The following is a 17,093-nucleotide window of genomic DNA, read 5'->3' as shown; positions in this document are numbered from 1 at the left end:
GGCGGGCGGGTTCGAACCCGCCCGCCGGCTCAATGCTGATGGTCGATATCGAGCCCGTTGAAGCTCACCTGGCTGCCGCCGGCCGGATCCTGGCAGTAGTTGCCGGCCTTGAAGTAGAGGTTGGCGTTGTCGAAGCTCGGGTCCATCTTGACGGTCTTGCTCTGGCCGGCCGCCGAGATGTTCAGCTCGCCGTTCGGCGCCATGCTCATGCTGTACGAGAACTTCTCGCCGGGCTTCACGTCCTTGGCGATCACCACGTCGTGGCGGCCGGCGCTCAGCGAATTCGAATCCATGATGCTGGCCACGATATTGCCCTTGTCGTAATGCAGCTCGACGGGCGGGCGCGGCTTGCCGCTGTCCACGCGCTGGTGGATCTGGCCGATCACCACGTCGCCGTTCGGCGGCAGCTTGTCGACCGAGAGCGTTGCGCTCAGCGTGGACTTGCCGTCGCCCATCTTCCAGGAACTGCCCTCGGCCAGCTCGGAGCGCGGGAAGTTCGAGTGCGCGGTGTGGGCGCCGCCGCCCGGCGGCACGCTGAAGGTCAGCGAGCCGTCGCCGTTGTGCTTGAAGAAGTCGCTGTCGTAGCGCTTGAGCTGGCCGGCGCCGATCGTGTCGACATGGCCGTTGCTGCCGCTCGGCAACTGCAGGCTGCCGAAGCCGTTCAGGTTGACGGCGCCGGGGCCGTTGCCGGGCGCCGGGCCGGAGCTGGCCGCGACACCGCCCGCCGATGCGCCGCCCGTCGAGGCGGGCGTGCCGACGCCGCCCTGGCCGCCGCTGTCGAGCGCGCCAGCCACGGGCATGCCGCTGCCGCCACCGCTGCCGCCCATCGAAGGCATCGCCGGCGCACCGCCGCCACCGCTTCCGCCACCGTTTGCGCCTCCACTACCGCCGCCGGACGACGCACCGTTGCCGTTCGGATCCTGCAGCATCTGCATCAGCTCGATCAGCATCTGCTGGATCAGCTGCATGATCGACTGCTGCAGGCTGTTCGCGCTGCCGCTGCCATCGGCGGCGCCGGAGCCGCTCGGATACGCCGTCGAATTCACCGCGTAGTTGTTCTGGATGCCAACCGACATGAATGCTTCTCCGGATCGTGTGACGGAAGTACACGCGCCCTTTGCCGTCGATACGTCATCGAACGTCAGGGGGCAGCTAATCGATTGTAAGAAGCGCGCGGCGCGTGATTGTCTTCCGGAGGAATTGATGTCTCGCGATGCGAAGCGGTCGAGTCACGCGCTTCGGACGGCCGCGAGTCGGGCGGACATGTCATATGACGACTGTTCCAAATCCGCCTCGCTGCGCGAACTCGTCGATCCCGCGCGTGTCCGGCTCATTTCGTGTCACACTCGCGCGCATGACTTCCCGCCTGCCGTCCCCGCCGAACCCCGCCGATTCGAATTCACCCGGCGACGCCGCCCGCCGGGCTGCGCCCGCCAGCTTCCCCGATGCCGACGAACTCGCGATGCTGCGCGCCTGGTACGAGGGCATGTCGGTGCGCGGCGCGGCCGAGCGCTATCTGGGCACGCGCCTGGGCGACGGTCGTTCGGCGCGCGGCCTGCTCGGCACGATCCGCCGGCAACTGGTGGCCGTGGCGACGTGGGCTGGGCGGCGCGACCTGGCGGCCTTGCTGGCACATGCGCCGGCCGAGCGCGCCAGGCACGCGCGGGCCGTCGCCGAGGCGATCGGGATGCTGCGACACGCGCGGCCGCCCGAGCCGCAGATCGCCGACGAGATCGACCCCTGGTTGCCCGCGCGCGCGGTGGCCGCGCTGCGTGCGCACGGCATCGCCACGCTGGCCGATCTCACCGTGCGGATTCCGCGCCGTCGTCAATGGTGGAAGGCGATCGCCGGCCTCGGCCCGGCCAATGCCCGCCACATCGAAGCCTTCTTCCGCGCGCATCCGGCGCTGACCGAACGCGCGCGGGCGCTGATCGCCGCCGCCGGCCCCGGCCTGATCGTGCCTTGGGAGCAACTGCGCCTGCCGCACGAGGTGGACGGCACGGCCGGCACCTTCCGCGCGCCGCGCGAGACCTGCACGCTCGACGCCGACAACGACTACAGCGCCGTGCAGGCCTGGCTCTCGCTGCACGAATCCGAGGCCACGCGGCGCACCTATCGCAAGGAAGCCGAGCGGCTGATCCTGTGGGCGATCGTCGAGCGCGGCCGCGCGCTGTCCTCGCTCACCACCGAGGACGCGCTCGCCTATCGCGCCTTCCTGCGCCGCCCCGCGCCGGCCGAACGCTGGACCGGCCCGATCCGGCCGCGCCGTGCCGCCGACTGGCGGCCCTTCACCGGCGCCTTGTCGGCGCGCTCGGCCGCGCATGCGCTGTCGGTGCTCGGCGCGCTGTTTCGCTGGCTGGTCGAGCAGCGCTACCTGCTGGCCAATCCGTTCTCGGGCGTGAAGGTGCGCGGCGGCACGCGTGCGGCCGCGCTCGACAGCTCGCGCGTGTTCAGCGACGGCGAATGGCAGATCCTGCGCGCGATCGCCGACGGCCTCGAATGGTCCCTTGGCTGGGAGCCGGCCGCCGCGCAGCGGCTGCGCTTCCTGCTCGATTTCTCCTATGCCACCGGGCTGCGCGCCAGCGAACTGGTCGGGCTCAGGCTCGGCGCGATCCGCAGCGACGCGCGCGAGGATCGCTGGATCCACCTGGTGGGCAAGGGCGGCAAGGCCGCGCGCGTGGCGCTGCCGCCGCTGGCCTGGCAGGCGCTCACGCGTTACGCGCTGGAACGCGGCCTGTCGGCCGTGCCCACGCAATGGCGGCCTGATCTGCCGGTGATCGGCGGCCTCGGCGAGGACGGCGCGGCCGGCATCGGCGGCGTGCGGCTCTGGAAGGTGCTCAAGCGCTTCTTCGGCCAGGTGGCCGATATGCTCGCCGCCGAGCATCCGCCGCTGGCCGACAAGCTGCGTCGCGCCAGCCCGCACTGGATGCGTCACACGCACGCCACCCACGCGCTCGCGCGCGGCGCCGAGCTGACCACGGTGCGCGACAACCTGCGTCACGCCTCGATCTCGACCACCTCGATCTACCTGCACGGCGACGAGATGAAACGCGCCAGACAACTGGCCGATGCGTTCGGCGCCAAGTCCTGAGGCCTCGATCCGGCGCGATCCTCTCGCGGCGCCTGGTGCAAATACCTGAATCGCGCCCGGCGTTTCGACTGTTTCCCGCTGCCTCGCGCAGGTAGAATGCGTCGCGATACCGGCCGCCCTGCGACGGTGACCAACAACGACGAATCCATGACAATCACCAGCGGTTTCCTGCGGGGGACGATCGCGCTCGCCGGCGCGCTCGCACTCGTTTGCGCGTCGGCCGCCACGGCTTGCGCCGCGCCTTCCACGATCGTCATCGATACCGGCCACACGCCGGCGCACCCGGGTGCCACCGGTGCCAGCGGCCGCGTCGAATACCGCTACAACCTCGATCTGTCGGCGGCGGTTGCCGCCGAACTCGGCGCGCATGGCGAGCATGTGCTGCGCACCTCGGCCGACGGCCGCGAGATCGCCCTGAGCGCGCGCTCGGCCCGGGCGAACGACGCGCACGCGGACCTGTTCGTCTCGATCCATCACGACTCGATCCAGCGGGCCTACCTGGATGCGGGGCGCCAGCGCGAATTCCACGGCTACGCGATCTTCGTGTCCGAACGCAACCCACGCTACGCGGCGAGCCTGCGCTGCGCGCGCGAGATCGGCGAAACGCCCTCGCTCTATCACGCCGATCCGATTCGCGGCGAGAACCGGCCGCTGATCGACGCGCGCCTGGGCATCCATCGTTTCGACGACCTGGTGGTGCTGCGCACGGCACGCGTGCCTGCGCTGCTGATCGAGGCCGGCGTGATCGTCAATCCGCAAGAGGAGGCGCGGCTTGCCCAGGCGGACACGATCCGGCGCCTGGGCGCCGCGATCGCCGCGGGCATCGAGGCCTGCACGGCGGCCTGATGCGTACCACCGTCATCCCGTCGAGCGGGAGCGTGCCGCACACATGAAGTTCGGGACATTCCTCGGCCTCGCCTGCCTGGCGCCGGCCCTGTTCGGCGCGACCACGGCGCGCGCCGACGGCGGTTGCGGCTACCCGGCCCGGCCGTTCGACACGCTGGGCTGCGAGGCAAGCCGCTACGAGCAGCTCGAGCGCCAGATGAGTTCGCGCTATCGCAACATCCAGACGGCGCTGCGCAGGCGCTTTGCCGAGCATGACCGGCTCGACGCGGGCCAGCGCGACTGGCTCGACCGCCTCGGCCGAAACTGCAGCACGCGCATGTCCAGCGGAACCTATCTGAATCTGGCCTGCGCAAACGATATGCTGGCCCGGCGGCTCGCGTTCATGCGCGATCGCGAGCAGGAGTGCTACAGCCAGCACGGTTGCGTGCCCGCCAGATTCCGCGAATAGCGGCCTGTCTTGCCCGCTGTTTTTTCGCGGCATGCGAGCCCGATTCGCTTACTATCTGATGTTCGCGGCGACGGAATTTTCCGTCGCCGTTTTCTCGACCGATCTTTCGCCATGCAACGACCGGAGACGCGCCTGACCGAACCGTTCGCGGCGCCCGACGAATCCGCCGATCCGGTGCCGCGTCGCTCCGATGCCACGCGCATCGAGCGCGCGATTTCGCAGGCCGCGCAGCCTGTCTGCCTGTGCTCGGCCGACGGTACGCTGACCTGGACCAATGCCGCTTTCGAGCGCCTGACGGGACGCCGTGCCGGCGTGCCCGGCACCGTGTTGCGCCTGCAATCGATGCTGGCCGCGCCCGGCGACAACTGGGCGCCGCCCAGTATCGACGCGCTGCTGCGCGGCGGCGCGATCTGGCTGCTGCAGCGGCCCGCCGGCGACGGCGTGCCGGTACGCATCGTGCTCTCGCCGCTGCTGGCCGGCGAAGGGGGCGGCGGTGCCGCCGCGCCGGCGCTCGAGGCCCCGCGCCGCGCCAAGCGCGAGGCCGCGCAGGGCGATCACGCGGGCGCCGATGTTGCCGGTACCACGCGCTCGCGAGCGCCGTCGCGCGTGGCCGCGGCGGCTGCTGCCGCCGCCGTGCCGGCCACCGTTTCCGCCGCCAATCGGCGCGAGCCGGCCGGCGACGCCTGGGTGGTGTTCATGAGCCGCGCGAACAGCGATCCGCCGACCGGCGGCGAGCTCTGGTACGCCGCCAACTACGACGACACCACGCGCCTGCCGAACCGCAAGCTGTTCGCCGAGCGGCTCGACCTGCGCATCGCGCGCGCGCGTGCCACCGACGGCCGTTTCAGCATCGTGCTGCTGGAGATCGGCGGCCTCAGCACGATCCGCAATGCGCTCGGGCTGCCCGGCGTCGAGCTGGCCGTGCGCGTGACGGGCGAGCGCCTGCGCACCAAGGTGCCGCATCTGTATGGCGTGGCGAGCATGGGCGACGGCAAGTTCGCGCTGCTCTGCGACGAGGCGGAGCCGGTGGTGCGGCGGCTGGTGGAGACCATCGTCGCGGTGGCCGGCGAGCCGATCGAATTCGCCGGCGCCGCGCTCAACGTGATCGCCAATGCCGGCACGGCCGCCTATCCCGAGCAGGGCGAGGACACCGATACGCTGATCCGGCGCGCCAACGTGGCCTTGTCCGCGGCGCTGGAAGCCGGCGACGGCATCGCCGTGCCGTTCTCCAGCGCGCTCGAGTTGCGCGCCACGCGCCGCTTCGAGCTGGAGGCGGCGCTCGCGCGCGGCATCGACCGCCAGCAGTTCTGGCTCGCCTACCAGCCGCAGGTCACGCTCGAGACCGGCCGCATCGCGCAGGTCGAGGCGCTGCTCAGATGGCGTCATCCACGCTCGGGCGAGGTCAGCCCGAACGAGTTCATACCGATCGCCGAGGAGAGCGGCCTGATCGACCGCATCGGCGAATGGGCGATCCGCACCGCCTGCCGCGAGATCAGCCGCCTGCATCGCGACAGCGAGGACGCGCCGCGCGTGTGCGTGAACGTCTCGCCGCAGCAGTTCCGGCGCGGCAACCTGCTGGCCATCATCGAGCAGGCGCTCGACGACAGCGGGCTCGCGCCGCACCAGCTCGAGATCGAGATCACCGAGGGCGTGCTGTTCGGCGATACCGAGGCGGCGCTCGACACCGTCTCGTCGATCCGCCAGCTCGGCGTGGAGATCGCCGTCGACGATTTCGGCACCGGCTATTCGAGCCTGTCCTACCTGACGCGCTTCCCGGTCAATCGTGTGAAGATCGACCGTGCCTTCGTCGCGCCGCTGCCCAGCGACGCGCGCAGCGCCGAGCTGGTGGCCGCCATCATCGCGATGGCGCATGCGCTGAAGATGCGCGTGACGGCCGAGGGCGTCGAGACCATCGAGCAGGCCAACCAGTTGCTCGCGCTCGGTTGTGATGAGGCGCAGGGTTTCTGGTATGCGCGGCCGCATACTTTCGGCTCGCTGCGGACCTTGATCGGGATGTAGGCGATGCACATGCCCGTGAACCGGGCATGGATACGCTTTTCTGGCTGCGTGGTGGATTTGCTTTCAATGAATCAAGTCCGGATGCAGCCGTTAGCATCGGCATGTGCATCTATCATCCGGAAGTCGATTCAGTATCGGCTATACGACAATAACGCAGCCCCGGTGCTTGCTGCGTTTGGTCCGGAACGCAGTCAATCATCCAGCGCATCCCGATCGGGGAAGATCTAGATATTTGGATCGCTGCGTCGACGTTGGTTTTGTGTGGCTAGATCTGCGACGAGCGTAATGGTTCGTCTGATATGTCTGGTCTGACAAATTCATGTGCGCCCAGTCGTAAATGGGGTGCGAAGTGGTCGTGCACACGCATTAATTAATTTTTTTGCGAAATATATTGGTTGATGGTTTGTGTCGATCGATATGTTAATTGTTTGCGTCAACGCGCCTCAGGTGCGGAGGTGACTCGTGTGATAGATTGTTGTCGCGCGTGAAGTACGATTTTCAAAAAAAATAACTGAAGTTATAGTCCGTGCTGGGGGGGTAAATTTATTTTGAAAAGGAAAAAGAATTGCGACGTCTGATGATTGTGCGGTTCTGCCTGTTGAGATCGGTAGCAGTATGATTGTTGATATTTCCGATGGTCTATCAGAGTTGACTGCTGAGGAGTTGCTGCTTGTTGCGGCTAGCGGAAATCTTGCTGGTGCGATTCTTTGCGGCCTGCGCGGTGTGGTGTTTGGTGGTATTGGCGAGGCATTGGTCGGTGCGTATGCAGGAGGACCAATCGGGCTCAGCGGTGTTGGGGGCATGATTACGGCTGGTATCGGTGATGCTGGTGCCGGCTGGTTCAATAAATAAGTATCCGGGTCAAAAGAGATAGGGCGTTTAGGCGAATCATTTTTCCTGTTTCGGTATCTTGAACATGCTTGATCGAGTTGCGCCGAACTGTCGCCATCCTGCTCAGACTCTCGGTAGTTGCACGGCTGACTTATGGAACATCGATACGTCGCCGTGGGGCGTAGTATCTTGTCGCAGTGGTCATATTTCTCACATCCCAGTAGAGCGAGTTGTCCGTGCCCAGCGGCATTGGGCTGCGTCTTGAACAGGACTTCGGGTTGCGTCAACGGTCGTCCAATGGGAAACGACGGTGCTTCGGAGCATTAAGTCGCATATTGATAATAAAAATATCCGATGTGATTTTTGTGAATCTCGATTGTCGGCGAATCCTAGTCAGTGGGGTGGGTTGATTTTGCGTGAAAATGAAGCGTGATGGTCAAGATTGTTTGGCTTGGCATGCCGCTCGATGGGTGATATTTGTATTCATTCCTGGTTGGTTGGTCGGTGTGTGAGTTTATGAAAATGATGTTTTGTGTTGGTGATTTTGAAATTGGTGGATTTTTATTTGATTGATGTTCGTGGTGAGTCGAGTGAGTTTAAGAAGTTAACATTGCGAGGTATCTTGAGGAAAATTATATTTGAATTTATTTGCCCCGTTGCATCGATGGCTGCCCTTTATGTCGTGATATATGTTGTTTTTACCCGCGCGGGGGTTTATGAGGATCTAAAAATCACCAGTTATAGTAGTGCTGTCAGTGCTGTGATGGCGGTATTTTTATTTTGGGTTTTGAAATTTTTAATTAAAAATGGAGTTTGTAAAAAATGAATGAAATATATCAGGTGTTACCTCGGCAAGTAAGCTATGGCCTGATCGGGGAAATTTCTGATGAGCTGTCGGAGTTGAACGAGGATGAGTTGATGCTGGTCGCCGCTTGTGGGCTCGGGGCTGCAATTATAGGGGGGCTGCAAGGTGCAGTAATGGGGGGGCTCGCTAACGCGTTCGGGGCGTTATCTATCGGCGCCCCCTTTGGTCAAGCCGGTATTGCGGGTATGGTGTCCGGGGGATTTGTTGGTGCGGTGGGTGGTTTTAGAAGTGTTTAATTAATAAATTGGTATTTCGGAGGGGCGAAGGAGGTGGCATCGGGTCAGGAATGTCTGTTGTCGGAACATAGCCATTATTATGAAAAACGATTTTGCGTGTTTAGATATCAAACACTTGTTTGTTCCTTTTACTGCCGAACCGGTCGACCGAGCCGTGGTTGTGGCGAGGCATCCGAGTTGCGAGGAATTGGATAGCGTCCTCCTGACCCATTACGCCTATGCCGTGCCGAGCGAGGATACCGGGCGTGGCAAGGTGTTTTACGCGGAGCGTTATGGTGGTGACGGCATCTCTTTCCATGGAGGAGGAGCGCGGTGCGGATACGACGGGCGATTCCAGTTGAAGGGTATTGGGCCGAATTCGTTGCTGGGCGACAAGGCCGACCCTCATCATAGCGACGGGAAACTGACGCTGAAGTCAGCGCTGTCCGAGTTCACTTGGAGCCAGGCCCTGCAGGAGATTCTGCCGTTCGGTGCGGTGCAATGCTTGGCCGTGATCAGCATAGGTCCGATGCAAGCGGCGGACAGCGCTGATGTGCGTCACACGCGCGCGCTGCTTGTGCGCGAGAGCGCGCTCAGGCCGGCACATTTCGATCGCGCCGCCTATTTCAGGCCGCGGTTTGATTTGCGGGGGCATCGACGGGAAGACGTCGCAAGGGTCAAGGAAATGATAGCTCTGTTGCCGGAGCTATTGCCGCGAGCACCCGACGTGTCAACTGATCAGTGGTACCGCTTAGATGTCCGCGAACGCTTCGAGCGCGGAATCCATGAATTCATACGACGCGCGGCCGTCCAATGTGCCGCCGCAAAATCACGGCTGCTCCTGCATAACCTCTCGCTTTCTAACATCGCGCTCGACGGCCGCTGGCTGGACCTTGCGTCCGTGGCCTCGCTGCATCCCGGTGAGAGTTACGGAGACAAGAATTTCGACATCGCCTGGAACGAGCTGAAATGGCAAGCCGCTCCCATTCTTCGCGGACTTTTGTCGATCTGTTTCCAGGCGGAGAAGTACATATTCGGAGGCAAGGGCGCAATGATCTCCCTGTGCACCGGTGCTGTAGGCCGTTTCGAGCGCGAGTACGCCCATGCCGGGTGCCGCGACCTGCTGGTATTCGCTGGCATTCCCATGATCGTAGCCGACAAAATGCATAGCAATCCTCTCTGCCTGGAATGGGCGACTCGGCTGTCCGCCCACATCGATGCCGCGCTGGCCAGTCATGTTGTCAACGCACGCTATTTGGCGGACATTGCGCAGGCTCCGTCCAAACCTGCCGCCAACCTTCTGCATTACACGTTTGCTAGAGAGTTCAGCGTGGATTGGGTGCGCCTTGGCAACCTTGGTCGAGACATCGATCTGGCATTGCAACGATTGTTTCCGAAGGTGTTGGCGCTGGCTTTCGCCTCAGCGGGCGAGATCGGTATCGCACGGCAGCCACTGTTATTCGCCATCGCGGTGAATGCGCAGAAGTACGCATCGGAGCGCGTGGGACTTGACTTCGATAGCATCGATGCTGATCTCCAGGCGTGGTGCGACGATCATGCTTGGGCTTATGTGCAGGCTGACGGCACGCTCCAGGTTCATGTGGACCGTTTGCGGAGCAGGATTGTCGAGCGGCTGGCCTGTGATCCGGACACCATGTTGACGATTGTGGCTGGCGGCGGACCACGGCATCTTCGCTACGACTTGACCGGCAATTGCTTGATCGAGATTAGAGGCGGCAATGTCATTGAGTTCCCTGATTTCATTAATGAGCGAAATTGCACCGATTTCGTGTTCTTGAAAACTCTCGGATGCTTGGGCCTACAGCATGAAATTCAAGAATGATGAAATGATGCTGGGCTTCCAGAAGCTGGGTTGCCTAGCTCACCTGATGTCTATCAGCCCGGTCCACAGGCAACAAAAGTTATACAGCTTAGCTCTATGGGCCACGCACGCAATTGCGCACGACAACGTGGAGATATTCTTCCGAAATGGGGAGCCGGTCGGCTACCTCATCTGGGCCCTACTGACGCCAGAGACGCTCAGTAAGCTGCTCGATCAGGCTTATGTGCTGCATCCCTCGGAATGGAACGAGGGCGAACTGCTATGCATTCTCGACCTCATGCTGCCGCGCGGCTCGATGACTTCGCATGTTGACGCGATCAAGTCTCGGCTCGCGCCGGCGAGTGATCATATTGTCTGGGTTCGCAAGCGAAAGACCGGGATGTTCGCCGTCTACGGAAGGAATCTTTGCAACCGACGCTCGATGATATCGACTCCGGAGTCTCTGGTCGAAAAACTTGAAGTATTCGTGGCAGATGAGTTCATCGCGTGACGACGGCGGCAGACTGCGGTTTCTCGTCCGAAATATCGTTGTTCCCACCGACTCCCGATGCCCACCCGATCCCTGTTCCGAAGCGCTGCACAGGATGCGCAGCGAGTGCCCATGCTGGGCACCATCCTGCTGATTCGTCCTGTGTCGATCAGCGTCCTGGTTGCGCTGTCGGTGGCCTCGGCCGTTGCCCTGGTCCTGTTTTTCTCGCTGGGCAGTTATACGCGCCGCATCACGGTGGAAGGCACGGTGATGCCCGATGTTGGCCTCGTGAAGGTCTATGCGCCACTATCGGGAACGGTGTTGCGCAAACTGGTGGACGAAGAAGAACACGTCAGTCGGGGGATGGTGCTCTACACGCTGTCCGCCGACGTGCAGAGCGCCGCCGCAGGCGGGACGCAGGCCGCGCTGATCGAGCAAGACCGCCGCCGCAGAGCATCCCTGCTCGATGAAATCGACAAGACGCGGCAACTTCAGCAGGATGACCGCAGGAGCCTGGAGGAGAAGCGCACGAGCTTGCGCTCGGCGCTGGCGCGGCTTGATCAGCAACTGGGCGAGCAGCGCGAGCGCGCTGCAATTGCCGCGGACGGCGTGGCGCGTTATCGGCGCCTGTCCGCGCAGGACTACATCTCAACCGACCAGCTCCAGCAACGCGAGGCAGACCTGCTCGACCAGCGATCGAGGCTGCTGGGCCTGCAGCGCGATCGCGAGGATATCGCGCAGACGCTCCGGGAGAGCGAAAACGCCTTGTCCGGTCTCGCGCTCAAGCAGCAGAACCAACTGGCGCAGATGCATCGCGCGGTGATGGATGTCGAGCAGAGCGCTATCGCGAACGAAGCGCGACGCGAATTCGTTGTGACCGCGCCGGAAGCCGGCACTGCCACCGCGCTGGTCGCCGAGGCGGGGCAGGCGGTCGGCACGCAACATCCCATATTAAGCATCGTGCCCGACGGGGCGCGCTGGCGCCTGCATCTGCTGGTGCCGAGTTCGGCCATCGGGTTCGTCCACGTCGGCGATACCGTAAAGATTCGCTACCGCGCGTATCCCTATCAGAAATTCGGCCAATACACCGGGCATGTGCGGAGCATCGCCCTGACCGCGCTGTCGGCCGCGGAACTCGGCGCGGGCAGCGAGGCGGGGGCGTCCAGCGCGGGAACCTTCTATCGCATCGTGGTCGCGCTCGACTCGCAGACCGTCATGGCCTACGGCAAGCCGCGTCCCCTGCAGGCCGGCATGACCGTGCAGGCGGACATCCTCCAGGAGCGTCGGCGCCTCTACGAGTGGGTGCTGGAGCCGCTCTACAGCGTCACCGGGAAATACTGATTCCAATCGCCATGCCCATCCTCGATTCACTCTCCTTCGGTGCTCGCCGCAGGCTACCCTCCGTACTGCAGACGGAGGCGGCTGAATGCGGGCTGGCCTGTCTCGCCATGATCGCCGGCTACCATGGCCATCACGTCGATCTCGCCACTTTGCGAGGCCGGTTTCCCGTCTCGCTCAAGGGTGTCCACCTGGTTCGCCTGATCCGGATCGCGCAGGCGCTCCAACTGGAAACGCGCGCGCTCAAGCTCGACCTCGACCGGATTGATCAGTTGCGCACCCCCTGCATCCTGCACTGGAATTTCAATCACTTCGTGGTGCTCAAGGAGATCGACAGCAAGCGTGCCGTAATCCATGATCCGGCCCAGGGCGTGCGGCAGGTTGCGTTCGACGAGTTGTCGCGCTGTTTCACCGGCGTGGCGGTCGAGTCGTGGCCGGCAAGCAGCTTCGAGCCGCGCAAGGAGAAGCCGGCGGTCCGCCTGCGTGCGCTACTGGGCGAGGTGTCCGGCCTGAAGCGCTCGGTCGGGCAGGTGCTGGCGCTCGCGCTGGTGCTCGAGGTGTTTTCCCTAATGCATCCGTTCTTCCTGCAATGGATCATCGACAATGCGATTGTCGGTGAGGATCGCGACTTGCTGGGTGTTCTGGCGATCGGCTTCGGGCTGCTGCTGCTGATCCAGCAGGCGACCAGCGTGATTCGCGCGGTGGCGCTGATGTATTTCGGCACCATGCTCGGCGTGCAGTGGCGCGCGAACGTGTTCACCCATCTGCTCAGGCTGCCGATGCGCTATTTCGAGCAGCGCCATCTCGGCGATATCGTCTCTCGCTTCAACTCGATCGACACGATCCAACAGATCCTGACCACGTCCTTCCTGAGTGCCGTCATCGACGGGCTCATGACGGTGGTCACGCTGACGATGATGTTCGTGTACAGCCGCGCGCTGGGCGCGGTCGCCCTGGGCGCGCTGACCTGTTATGCGTTGTGGCGGGCGCTCTGGTACCGGCCCTTGCAACTGGCCACCGAAGCCCGCATCGTGTGCGCTGCCAAGCAGCAGAGCCACTTCCTGGAGACGGTCCGCGGCGTCAAGACCATCAAGCTGTTCAACCGGCAGGTGCAGCGTAAGGGCGGTTGGCAGTCGTTGATGATCGACGAGGTCAACGCCGGCCTGACGGTACAGAAACTGCAACTGGTCTACCAGCAGTTGAGCGCGCTGATATTCGGTATCGGCGAGATCCTCGTGATGTGGCTCGGCGCGCGCATGGTGATGGACGGGCACTTCTCGGTCGGTGCCCTGATGGCATTCAATGCCTATCGCGGGCAATTCAACGATCGGGTCGGCAGCCTGGTCGACAAGTATTTCGACATGCGCATGCTGAGGCTGCAGGGCGAGCGACTCGCCGACATCGTGTTCACGCCCCCGGAATCCGAAGCGAATCTTCGACTGGTGCCCGATGAAATGCAGGACCTCACGGCCGGCATCGAGTTCGATGGCGTGCGCTTCGGCTATGCCGAGGGCGAACCGCTGGTGCTCGACGGTGTGTCGCTGGCCATCGCTCCCGGCGAATCGGTGGCGATCGTGGGGTCGTCGGGATGCGGCAAGAGCACCCTGGTCAACGTGCTGATCGGCGCGGTGGCGCCGAGCGCCGGCGAAGTGCGTATCGGCGGCGTCGCCATCGAGCGGCTCGGCCAGGAACGATTGCGCGACCTGGTCGGGACGGTGCTGCAGGACGACGTGCTGTTCGCCGGTTCGATTGCCGACAACATCAGTTTCTTCGACCCCACTGCGGATCTGGCGTGGATCGCCGAATGCGCGCGCGTGGCCGCCGTCCATGACGATATCGGCGCGATGCCGATGGGCTACAACACGTTGGTCGGCGATATGGGCACGGTCTTGTCCGGCGGCCAGAAGCAGCGCGTGCTGCTGGCCCGCGCGCTCTACAAGCGGCCGCGGATCCTGGTGCTCGACGAGGCCACCAGCCATCTCGACATCGAGCGCGAACGACAGGTGAATGCCTCGATCAGCGCGCTGCGGATGACGCGCGTGATCGTCGCGCACCGGCCGGAAACCATCGCCGCGGCCAGCCGGGCTATCGTGCTCGACGGCGGGCGGGTAGTGCTCGACCAGGCGATCCCGCCGGCCTTCGCGAACCGTGGCGAGGAGACCACGCAGCCCGCGGCGCCTGCCGATGCCGGGCCCGGCCGATGAGGCGCCATGCCAGCTTGATCGTGTCGATCGCACTACTGATGATGACAGCACACGGCATGGCACAGCAGCTCGATGTATTCGGCACGCGAGCGCAGGTGTCCACGACGCCGGGCGCCGCGATGATCGGCGAGACCGGATGCCGTCTGCCACCCGACGGGCAGCCGATCGAGCTCGCCGAGGCGATCCTGCAAGCCCTTTGCGCGAGTCCCCAGGCACGAGGCGCCTGGGCCGATGCGCGTGCGCAGGCAGCCGCGCTCGGCATCGCCGACGCAGCCTATCTGCCTCGGTTGAGCGCGACGGCGGGTATCGAGCGCGATACGCTGTCGAGCACCTACGACGGCAGCGCATTCGGCGAGAGTGCGATTCGTCACTCGCAGAACGCCTCGAGCCGATATGGCAGCCTGAGCCTGAATTGGGTGGTGTTCGATTTCGGCAAGCGCGCCGCTGCGCGGCGCCAGGCGGGTGCCTTGCTCGCCGCGGCCAATGCCACGCAGAGTGAGGTGCTCGAAAGCGTGATGCTCGACACCGCCCTGGCCTTCTATGCGCTCGCCGATGCCCTGGCCTTGCTCGAGGCCGCTCATCGCACCGAGGATATCGCCCGCCTGAGCCTGGAAGCGGCTCGGGCGCGGCATGATGCCGGCGTGGGCACGCTCGGTGACGAGTTGCGGGCCCGCACCAGCTACCAGCGCAGTCGGCTCGATCGCGTGAGCGCGCAGGGCGACGCGCAGGTGGCGGATGGCACCTTGGCGGTGGCGATGGGGCTTGACGCGAATACGCCGGTGAGGATCGCACCCGCGTCAAGCGACGAGGACACGGATCGCGAGACCCTGGCGGGAGTCGGGGAATTGATCGAGGAGGCCAAGCGCCGGCACCCGAGGCTGATCGCGGCGCGTGCGCAGGTCGAGGCGGCGCTGGCCGGCGCCGACGCCGCGCGCACGCAAGGCCAGCCGATGATCGCGCTGATTGGCAGCCTGAGCCAGAACAACCCCTCATACCAGCAACAGCCGCGGGGCCTGCTGTCGCCGCGCCTGAGCACCAGCCGAGGCAGCACGCTCGGCGTGCAGGTGACGATTCCACTGTTCGAGGGGTTCGCGTCAGGCTATCGCGTGGCGCAGGCCGATGCGCAGGCCAATGCGCGCCTCGCGGCCCTGCACGACGCCGAACTGCAGGTATCGCTGGAGGTCTGGAAGCGCTATCACGAGGTGGAAACGAATGCGGCCAACCTGGAGAATGCGCGCAATCTGGTCGATAGCGCGGGCCGCGCGCTGACGGTCGCGCAAGGCCGCTACCAGGAGGGTGTGGGCACTTTCAGCGAGTTGCTTGACACCCAGGTGGCGCTGGCCGATGCGTGCAAGCAGCGCGTGCAGGTGGAGTCTCGGTGGCGGACCGCGCGGCTGCGTTTGGCGGCCAGCCTCGGGCGCCTGGGGCGCCCGTGAGGCGAGAGTGCCGTGTGGCGAGAGGCGGGCGTTCGCCGTCCGGGTCCCGCACGTGCGAAAAATTTCCGCTCCCCGCCGGGAATAAGCGCGAATTCCCCGTGTTCACCTTGATGCAAGCCCCTCAACCTCATCAAGGAGTCACATCATGAAGATCCACCGTCTCGCCGTCCTGTCCGCCGTGCTGCTCTCGTCGTTCGCCCATGCCGAAGGCCTGAGCCGCGCCCAGGTGCGCCAGCAACTGATCGAAGCCGAGCAGAACGGCTCGCTCAACTACACCGACGCCTCCTATCCCGAGGTGAGCCCGGTGTTCCGCCAGGCGATCGCTTCCGGCGCGGCGGCTACGAGCGCCTACGGCAGCGCGATGAGCGCGAAGACCGAAGGCGGCCATCGCGCGATCGCGTCGACGGCCGGCATGCCCTCGGCCTGCGTCGGCCCGGCCAGCTTCTGCAACATCTACGCCGGCTCCTGATGCGCCCCCTGAAAAATTTTTCATCGACGACGGAATATCGGGTCGCGCGCGGTGTTCGCTCCGTGTGCCCCGATTTGCCCAGCCATGACTTCCGTACCCGAATCGATCCCGTCTGAGCAGGACGTGCAGGCCTATGCAGACGGCCGGCTCGCCGCCGACCGGGAGCATAGCGTGAGCGCGTACCTGGCCCGGTGTCCCGCCGAGGCGCGTCGCGTCGCGTTCTATGCGCGGGTCAACGCGCAGTTGCGCAACCATTTTCCGGACGACGGCCTCGCCGCCGCCGTCCTGGCGCTGAGCGCGGCGCCGGCGGCTTTGTCGGTGCCTCCAGCGCAATCGGCACCGGCACTCGCGGCCGTGCCGGCAAGCCGCCGCCGTGCCTCGCGCTTCGGCTACCGGCTGGCCGCCGCCGCGCTATTTGCCCTGCTGGCCGCGGCGGTCCTGCCGCGGCTGTGGCGGGTGCCGGATCACCGGCTCGACACGGCCGCCTACGCGATGCTGCTGGCCTTGCCGGGCATCGACCCGGCAATGGGGCGCGCCGCGCCGTCGTCCGCCGCGGCGCCCGCCGGCGGGGCCGCCAATGCCTCGACGCCGGCCGCGAGCCAAGCCCCGGCTCGTCCGGCCAATCCGCAACGGCCAGCGGCCGCCAGCCTCGCCGCCGGCGCGCTGGCCGGCTCGTCCCTGCTGCTCGCCTCGCGGCCCGCGCCGCGCGACGCGGCGCCGGATCTCGGCGCGGTCGGCTTCCACCTGGCCGGCGCGCGCCGTCTGGACATCTGGCCCTTCGCGAGCGCCAACGCCTACGTCTATCGCAACGCGGCGGGCGAGCCGGCCGTGCTGGTCGCGCACGGCACGCCCGAGGGCGGCGGCCACTGGCAGGCTCGCCGGATCGGCGGGGTGCGCCTGCTGGAGTGGACATCGCGCGCCGGGCAACATATCGTGATCGCCGGTGACGCAGGCACGCGCGGCCTGATGCGCGCCGCCGACCTGCTGGCCGGCGACTGAATGCGCCGCCTATCATCCTT

15 protein-coding genes are annotated in these 17,093 nt (G+C 65.1%); 14 read left to right on the top strand and 1 reads right to left on the bottom strand.

From position 1 onward, the window contains the following. Window positions 1-29: 29 nt before the first annotated feature. A complete protein-coding gene (locus FB600_RS11460) occupies window positions 30-1,076 on the bottom strand; it encodes a polysaccharide lyase family 7 protein (protein WP_098181892.1) in 1,047 nt (348 codons plus the stop codon). Window positions 1,077-1,354: 278 nt separating this feature from the next. Between FB600_RS11460 and FB600_RS11455 the strand changes: the two genes are divergently transcribed. The 14 genes from FB600_RS11455 to FB600_RS11390 all read left to right on the top strand — a co-directional run bounded on the left by FB600_RS11455 (window position 1,355) and on the right by FB600_RS11390 (window position 17,073). After that, window positions 1,355-3,091 carry a site-specific integrase gene (locus FB600_RS11455; protein WP_186016003.1) on the top strand — a complete coding sequence of 579 codons (1,737 nt, stop codon included), beginning with the start codon at window positions 1,355-1,357 and terminating at the stop codon, window positions 3,089-3,091. 147 nt (window positions 3,092-3,238) lie between these two features. After that, window positions 3,239-3,937, top strand: coding sequence for an N-acetylmuramoyl-L-alanine amidase (locus tag FB600_RS11450; protein ID WP_261383369.1), 699 nt, complete (start codon window positions 3,239-3,241; stop codon window positions 3,935-3,937). Window positions 3,938-3,980: 43 nt separating this feature from the next. Next, window positions 3,981-4,385, top strand: coding sequence for a lysozyme inhibitor LprI family protein (locus FB600_RS11445; RefSeq protein WP_145756803.1), 405 nt, complete (start codon window positions 3,981-3,983; stop codon window positions 4,383-4,385). Between the two features lie 111 nt (window positions 4,386-4,496). Continuing rightward, the gene (locus FB600_RS11440) at window positions 4,497-6,404 is read left to right on the top strand and encodes a putative bifunctional diguanylate cyclase/phosphodiesterase (RefSeq protein WP_096748806.1); all 1,908 of its coding nucleotides are present in this window, start codon (window positions 4,497-4,499) and stop codon (window positions 6,402-6,404) included. Window positions 6,405-7,019: 615 nt separating this feature from the next. Next, window positions 7,020-7,256: an ABC transporter permease gene (locus FB600_RS11435; RefSeq protein WP_145756804.1), complete on the top strand. Its 237-nt coding sequence runs from the start codon at window positions 7,020-7,022 to the stop codon at window positions 7,254-7,256. Between the two features lie 514 nt (window positions 7,257-7,770). Further along, on the top strand, window positions 7,771-8,061 hold the full coding sequence (locus FB600_RS11430; protein ID WP_127837694.1) for a hypothetical protein: 291 nt from the start codon (window positions 7,771-7,773) through the stop codon (window positions 8,059-8,061). Then, the gene (locus FB600_RS11425) at window positions 8,058-8,336 is read left to right on the top strand and encodes a hypothetical protein (protein WP_227742974.1); all 279 of its coding nucleotides are present in this window, start codon (window positions 8,058-8,060) and stop codon (window positions 8,334-8,336) included. The genes FB600_RS11430 and FB600_RS11425 overlap by 4 nt, the downstream gene beginning before the upstream one ends. Before the next feature lie 79 nt (window positions 8,337-8,415). Further along, the gene (locus FB600_RS11420) at window positions 8,416-10,158 is read left to right on the top strand and encodes a hypothetical protein (RefSeq protein ID WP_127837695.1); all 1,743 of its coding nucleotides are present in this window, start codon (window positions 8,416-8,418) and stop codon (window positions 10,156-10,158) included. Further along, complete coding sequence (locus tag FB600_RS11415; protein WP_096748809.1) at window positions 10,142-10,648, top strand: toxin-activating lysine-acyltransferase; 507 nt, start codon at window positions 10,142-10,144, stop codon at window positions 10,646-10,648. The genes FB600_RS11420 and FB600_RS11415 overlap by 17 nt, the downstream gene beginning before the upstream one ends. 57 nt (window positions 10,649-10,705) lie before the next feature. Next, window positions 10,706-11,968, top strand: a complete 1,263-nt coding sequence (locus FB600_RS11410; RefSeq protein WP_096748810.1) for an HlyD family secretion protein — start codon at window positions 10,706-10,708, stop codon at window positions 11,966-11,968. An 11-nt stretch (window positions 11,969-11,979) separates the two neighbouring features. Next, window positions 11,980-14,169, top strand: coding sequence for a peptidase domain-containing ABC transporter (locus FB600_RS11405; RefSeq protein ID WP_098181895.1), 2,190 nt, complete (start codon window positions 11,980-11,982; stop codon window positions 14,167-14,169). After that, the gene (locus FB600_RS11400) at window positions 14,166-15,605 is read left to right on the top strand and encodes a TolC family protein (protein WP_145756805.1); all 1,440 of its coding nucleotides are present in this window, start codon (window positions 14,166-14,168) and stop codon (window positions 15,603-15,605) included. The genes FB600_RS11405 and FB600_RS11400 overlap by 4 nt, the downstream gene beginning before the upstream one ends. Before the next feature lie 145 nt (window positions 15,606-15,750). Then, window positions 15,751-16,074: a DUF4148 domain-containing protein gene (locus tag FB600_RS11395; RefSeq protein WP_098181897.1), complete on the top strand. Its 324-nt coding sequence runs from the start codon at window positions 15,751-15,753 to the stop codon at window positions 16,072-16,074. Window positions 16,075-16,158: 84 nt separating this feature from the next. Further along, on the top strand, window positions 16,159-17,073 hold the full coding sequence (locus tag FB600_RS11390) for an anti-sigma factor family protein (RefSeq protein WP_127837696.1): 915 nt from the start codon (window positions 16,159-16,161) through the stop codon (window positions 17,071-17,073). Window positions 17,074-17,093: the final 20 nt, after the last annotated feature.

This window comes from Burkholderia sp. SJZ089 (assembly GCF_007828315.1).
GTDB lineage: Bacteria > Pseudomonadota > Gammaproteobacteria > Burkholderiales > Burkholderiaceae > Burkholderia > Burkholderia gladioli.
Note: the sequence above shows the minus strand (reverse complement) of the source record. Positions and strands in the feature narration are given on the sequence as shown.

Bases quoted from the DNA above. Each gene is read 5' to 3' on its own strand.
- FB600_RS11410 (WP_096748810.1), top strand. From the start codon at position 10,706: ATGCCCACCCGATCCCTGTTCCGAAGCGCTGCACAGGATGCGCAGCGA.
- FB600_RS11440 (WP_096748806.1), top strand. From the start codon at position 4,497: ATGCAACGACCGGAGACGCGCCTGACCGAACCGTTCGCGGCGCCCGAC.
- FB600_RS11460 (WP_098181892.1), bottom strand. From the start codon at position 1,076: ATGTCGGTTGGCATCCAGAACAACTACGCGGTGAATTCGACGGCGTAT.
- FB600_RS11390 (WP_127837696.1), top strand. From the start codon at position 16,159: ATGACTTCCGTACCCGAATCGATCCCGTCTGAGCAGGACGTGCAGGCC.
- FB600_RS11435 (WP_145756804.1), top strand. From the start codon at position 7,020: ATGATTGTTGATATTTCCGATGGTCTATCAGAGTTGACTGCTGAGGAG.
- FB600_RS11400 (WP_145756805.1), top strand. From the start codon at position 14,166: ATGAGGCGCCATGCCAGCTTGATCGTGTCGATCGCACTACTGATGATG.
- FB600_RS11455 (WP_186016003.1), top strand. From the start codon at position 1,355: ATGACTTCCCGCCTGCCGTCCCCGCCGAACCCCGCCGATTCGAATTCA.
- FB600_RS11405 (WP_098181895.1), top strand. From the start codon at position 11,980: ATGCCCATCCTCGATTCACTCTCCTTCGGTGCTCGCCGCAGGCTACCC.
- FB600_RS11395 (WP_098181897.1), top strand. From the start codon at position 15,751: ATGAAGATCCACCGTCTCGCCGTCCTGTCCGCCGTGCTGCTCTCGTCG.
- FB600_RS11450 (WP_261383369.1), top strand. From the start codon at position 3,239: ATGACAATCACCAGCGGTTTCCTGCGGGGGACGATCGCGCTCGCCGGC.
- FB600_RS11425 (WP_227742974.1), top strand. From the start codon at position 8,058: ATGAATGAAATATATCAGGTGTTACCTCGGCAAGTAAGCTATGGCCTG.
- FB600_RS11420 (WP_127837695.1), top strand. From the start codon at position 8,416: ATGAAAAACGATTTTGCGTGTTTAGATATCAAACACTTGTTTGTTCCT.
- FB600_RS11445 (WP_145756803.1), top strand. From the start codon at position 3,981: ATGAAGTTCGGGACATTCCTCGGCCTCGCCTGCCTGGCGCCGGCCCTG.
- FB600_RS11415 (WP_096748809.1), top strand. From the start codon at position 10,142: ATGAAATTCAAGAATGATGAAATGATGCTGGGCTTCCAGAAGCTGGGT.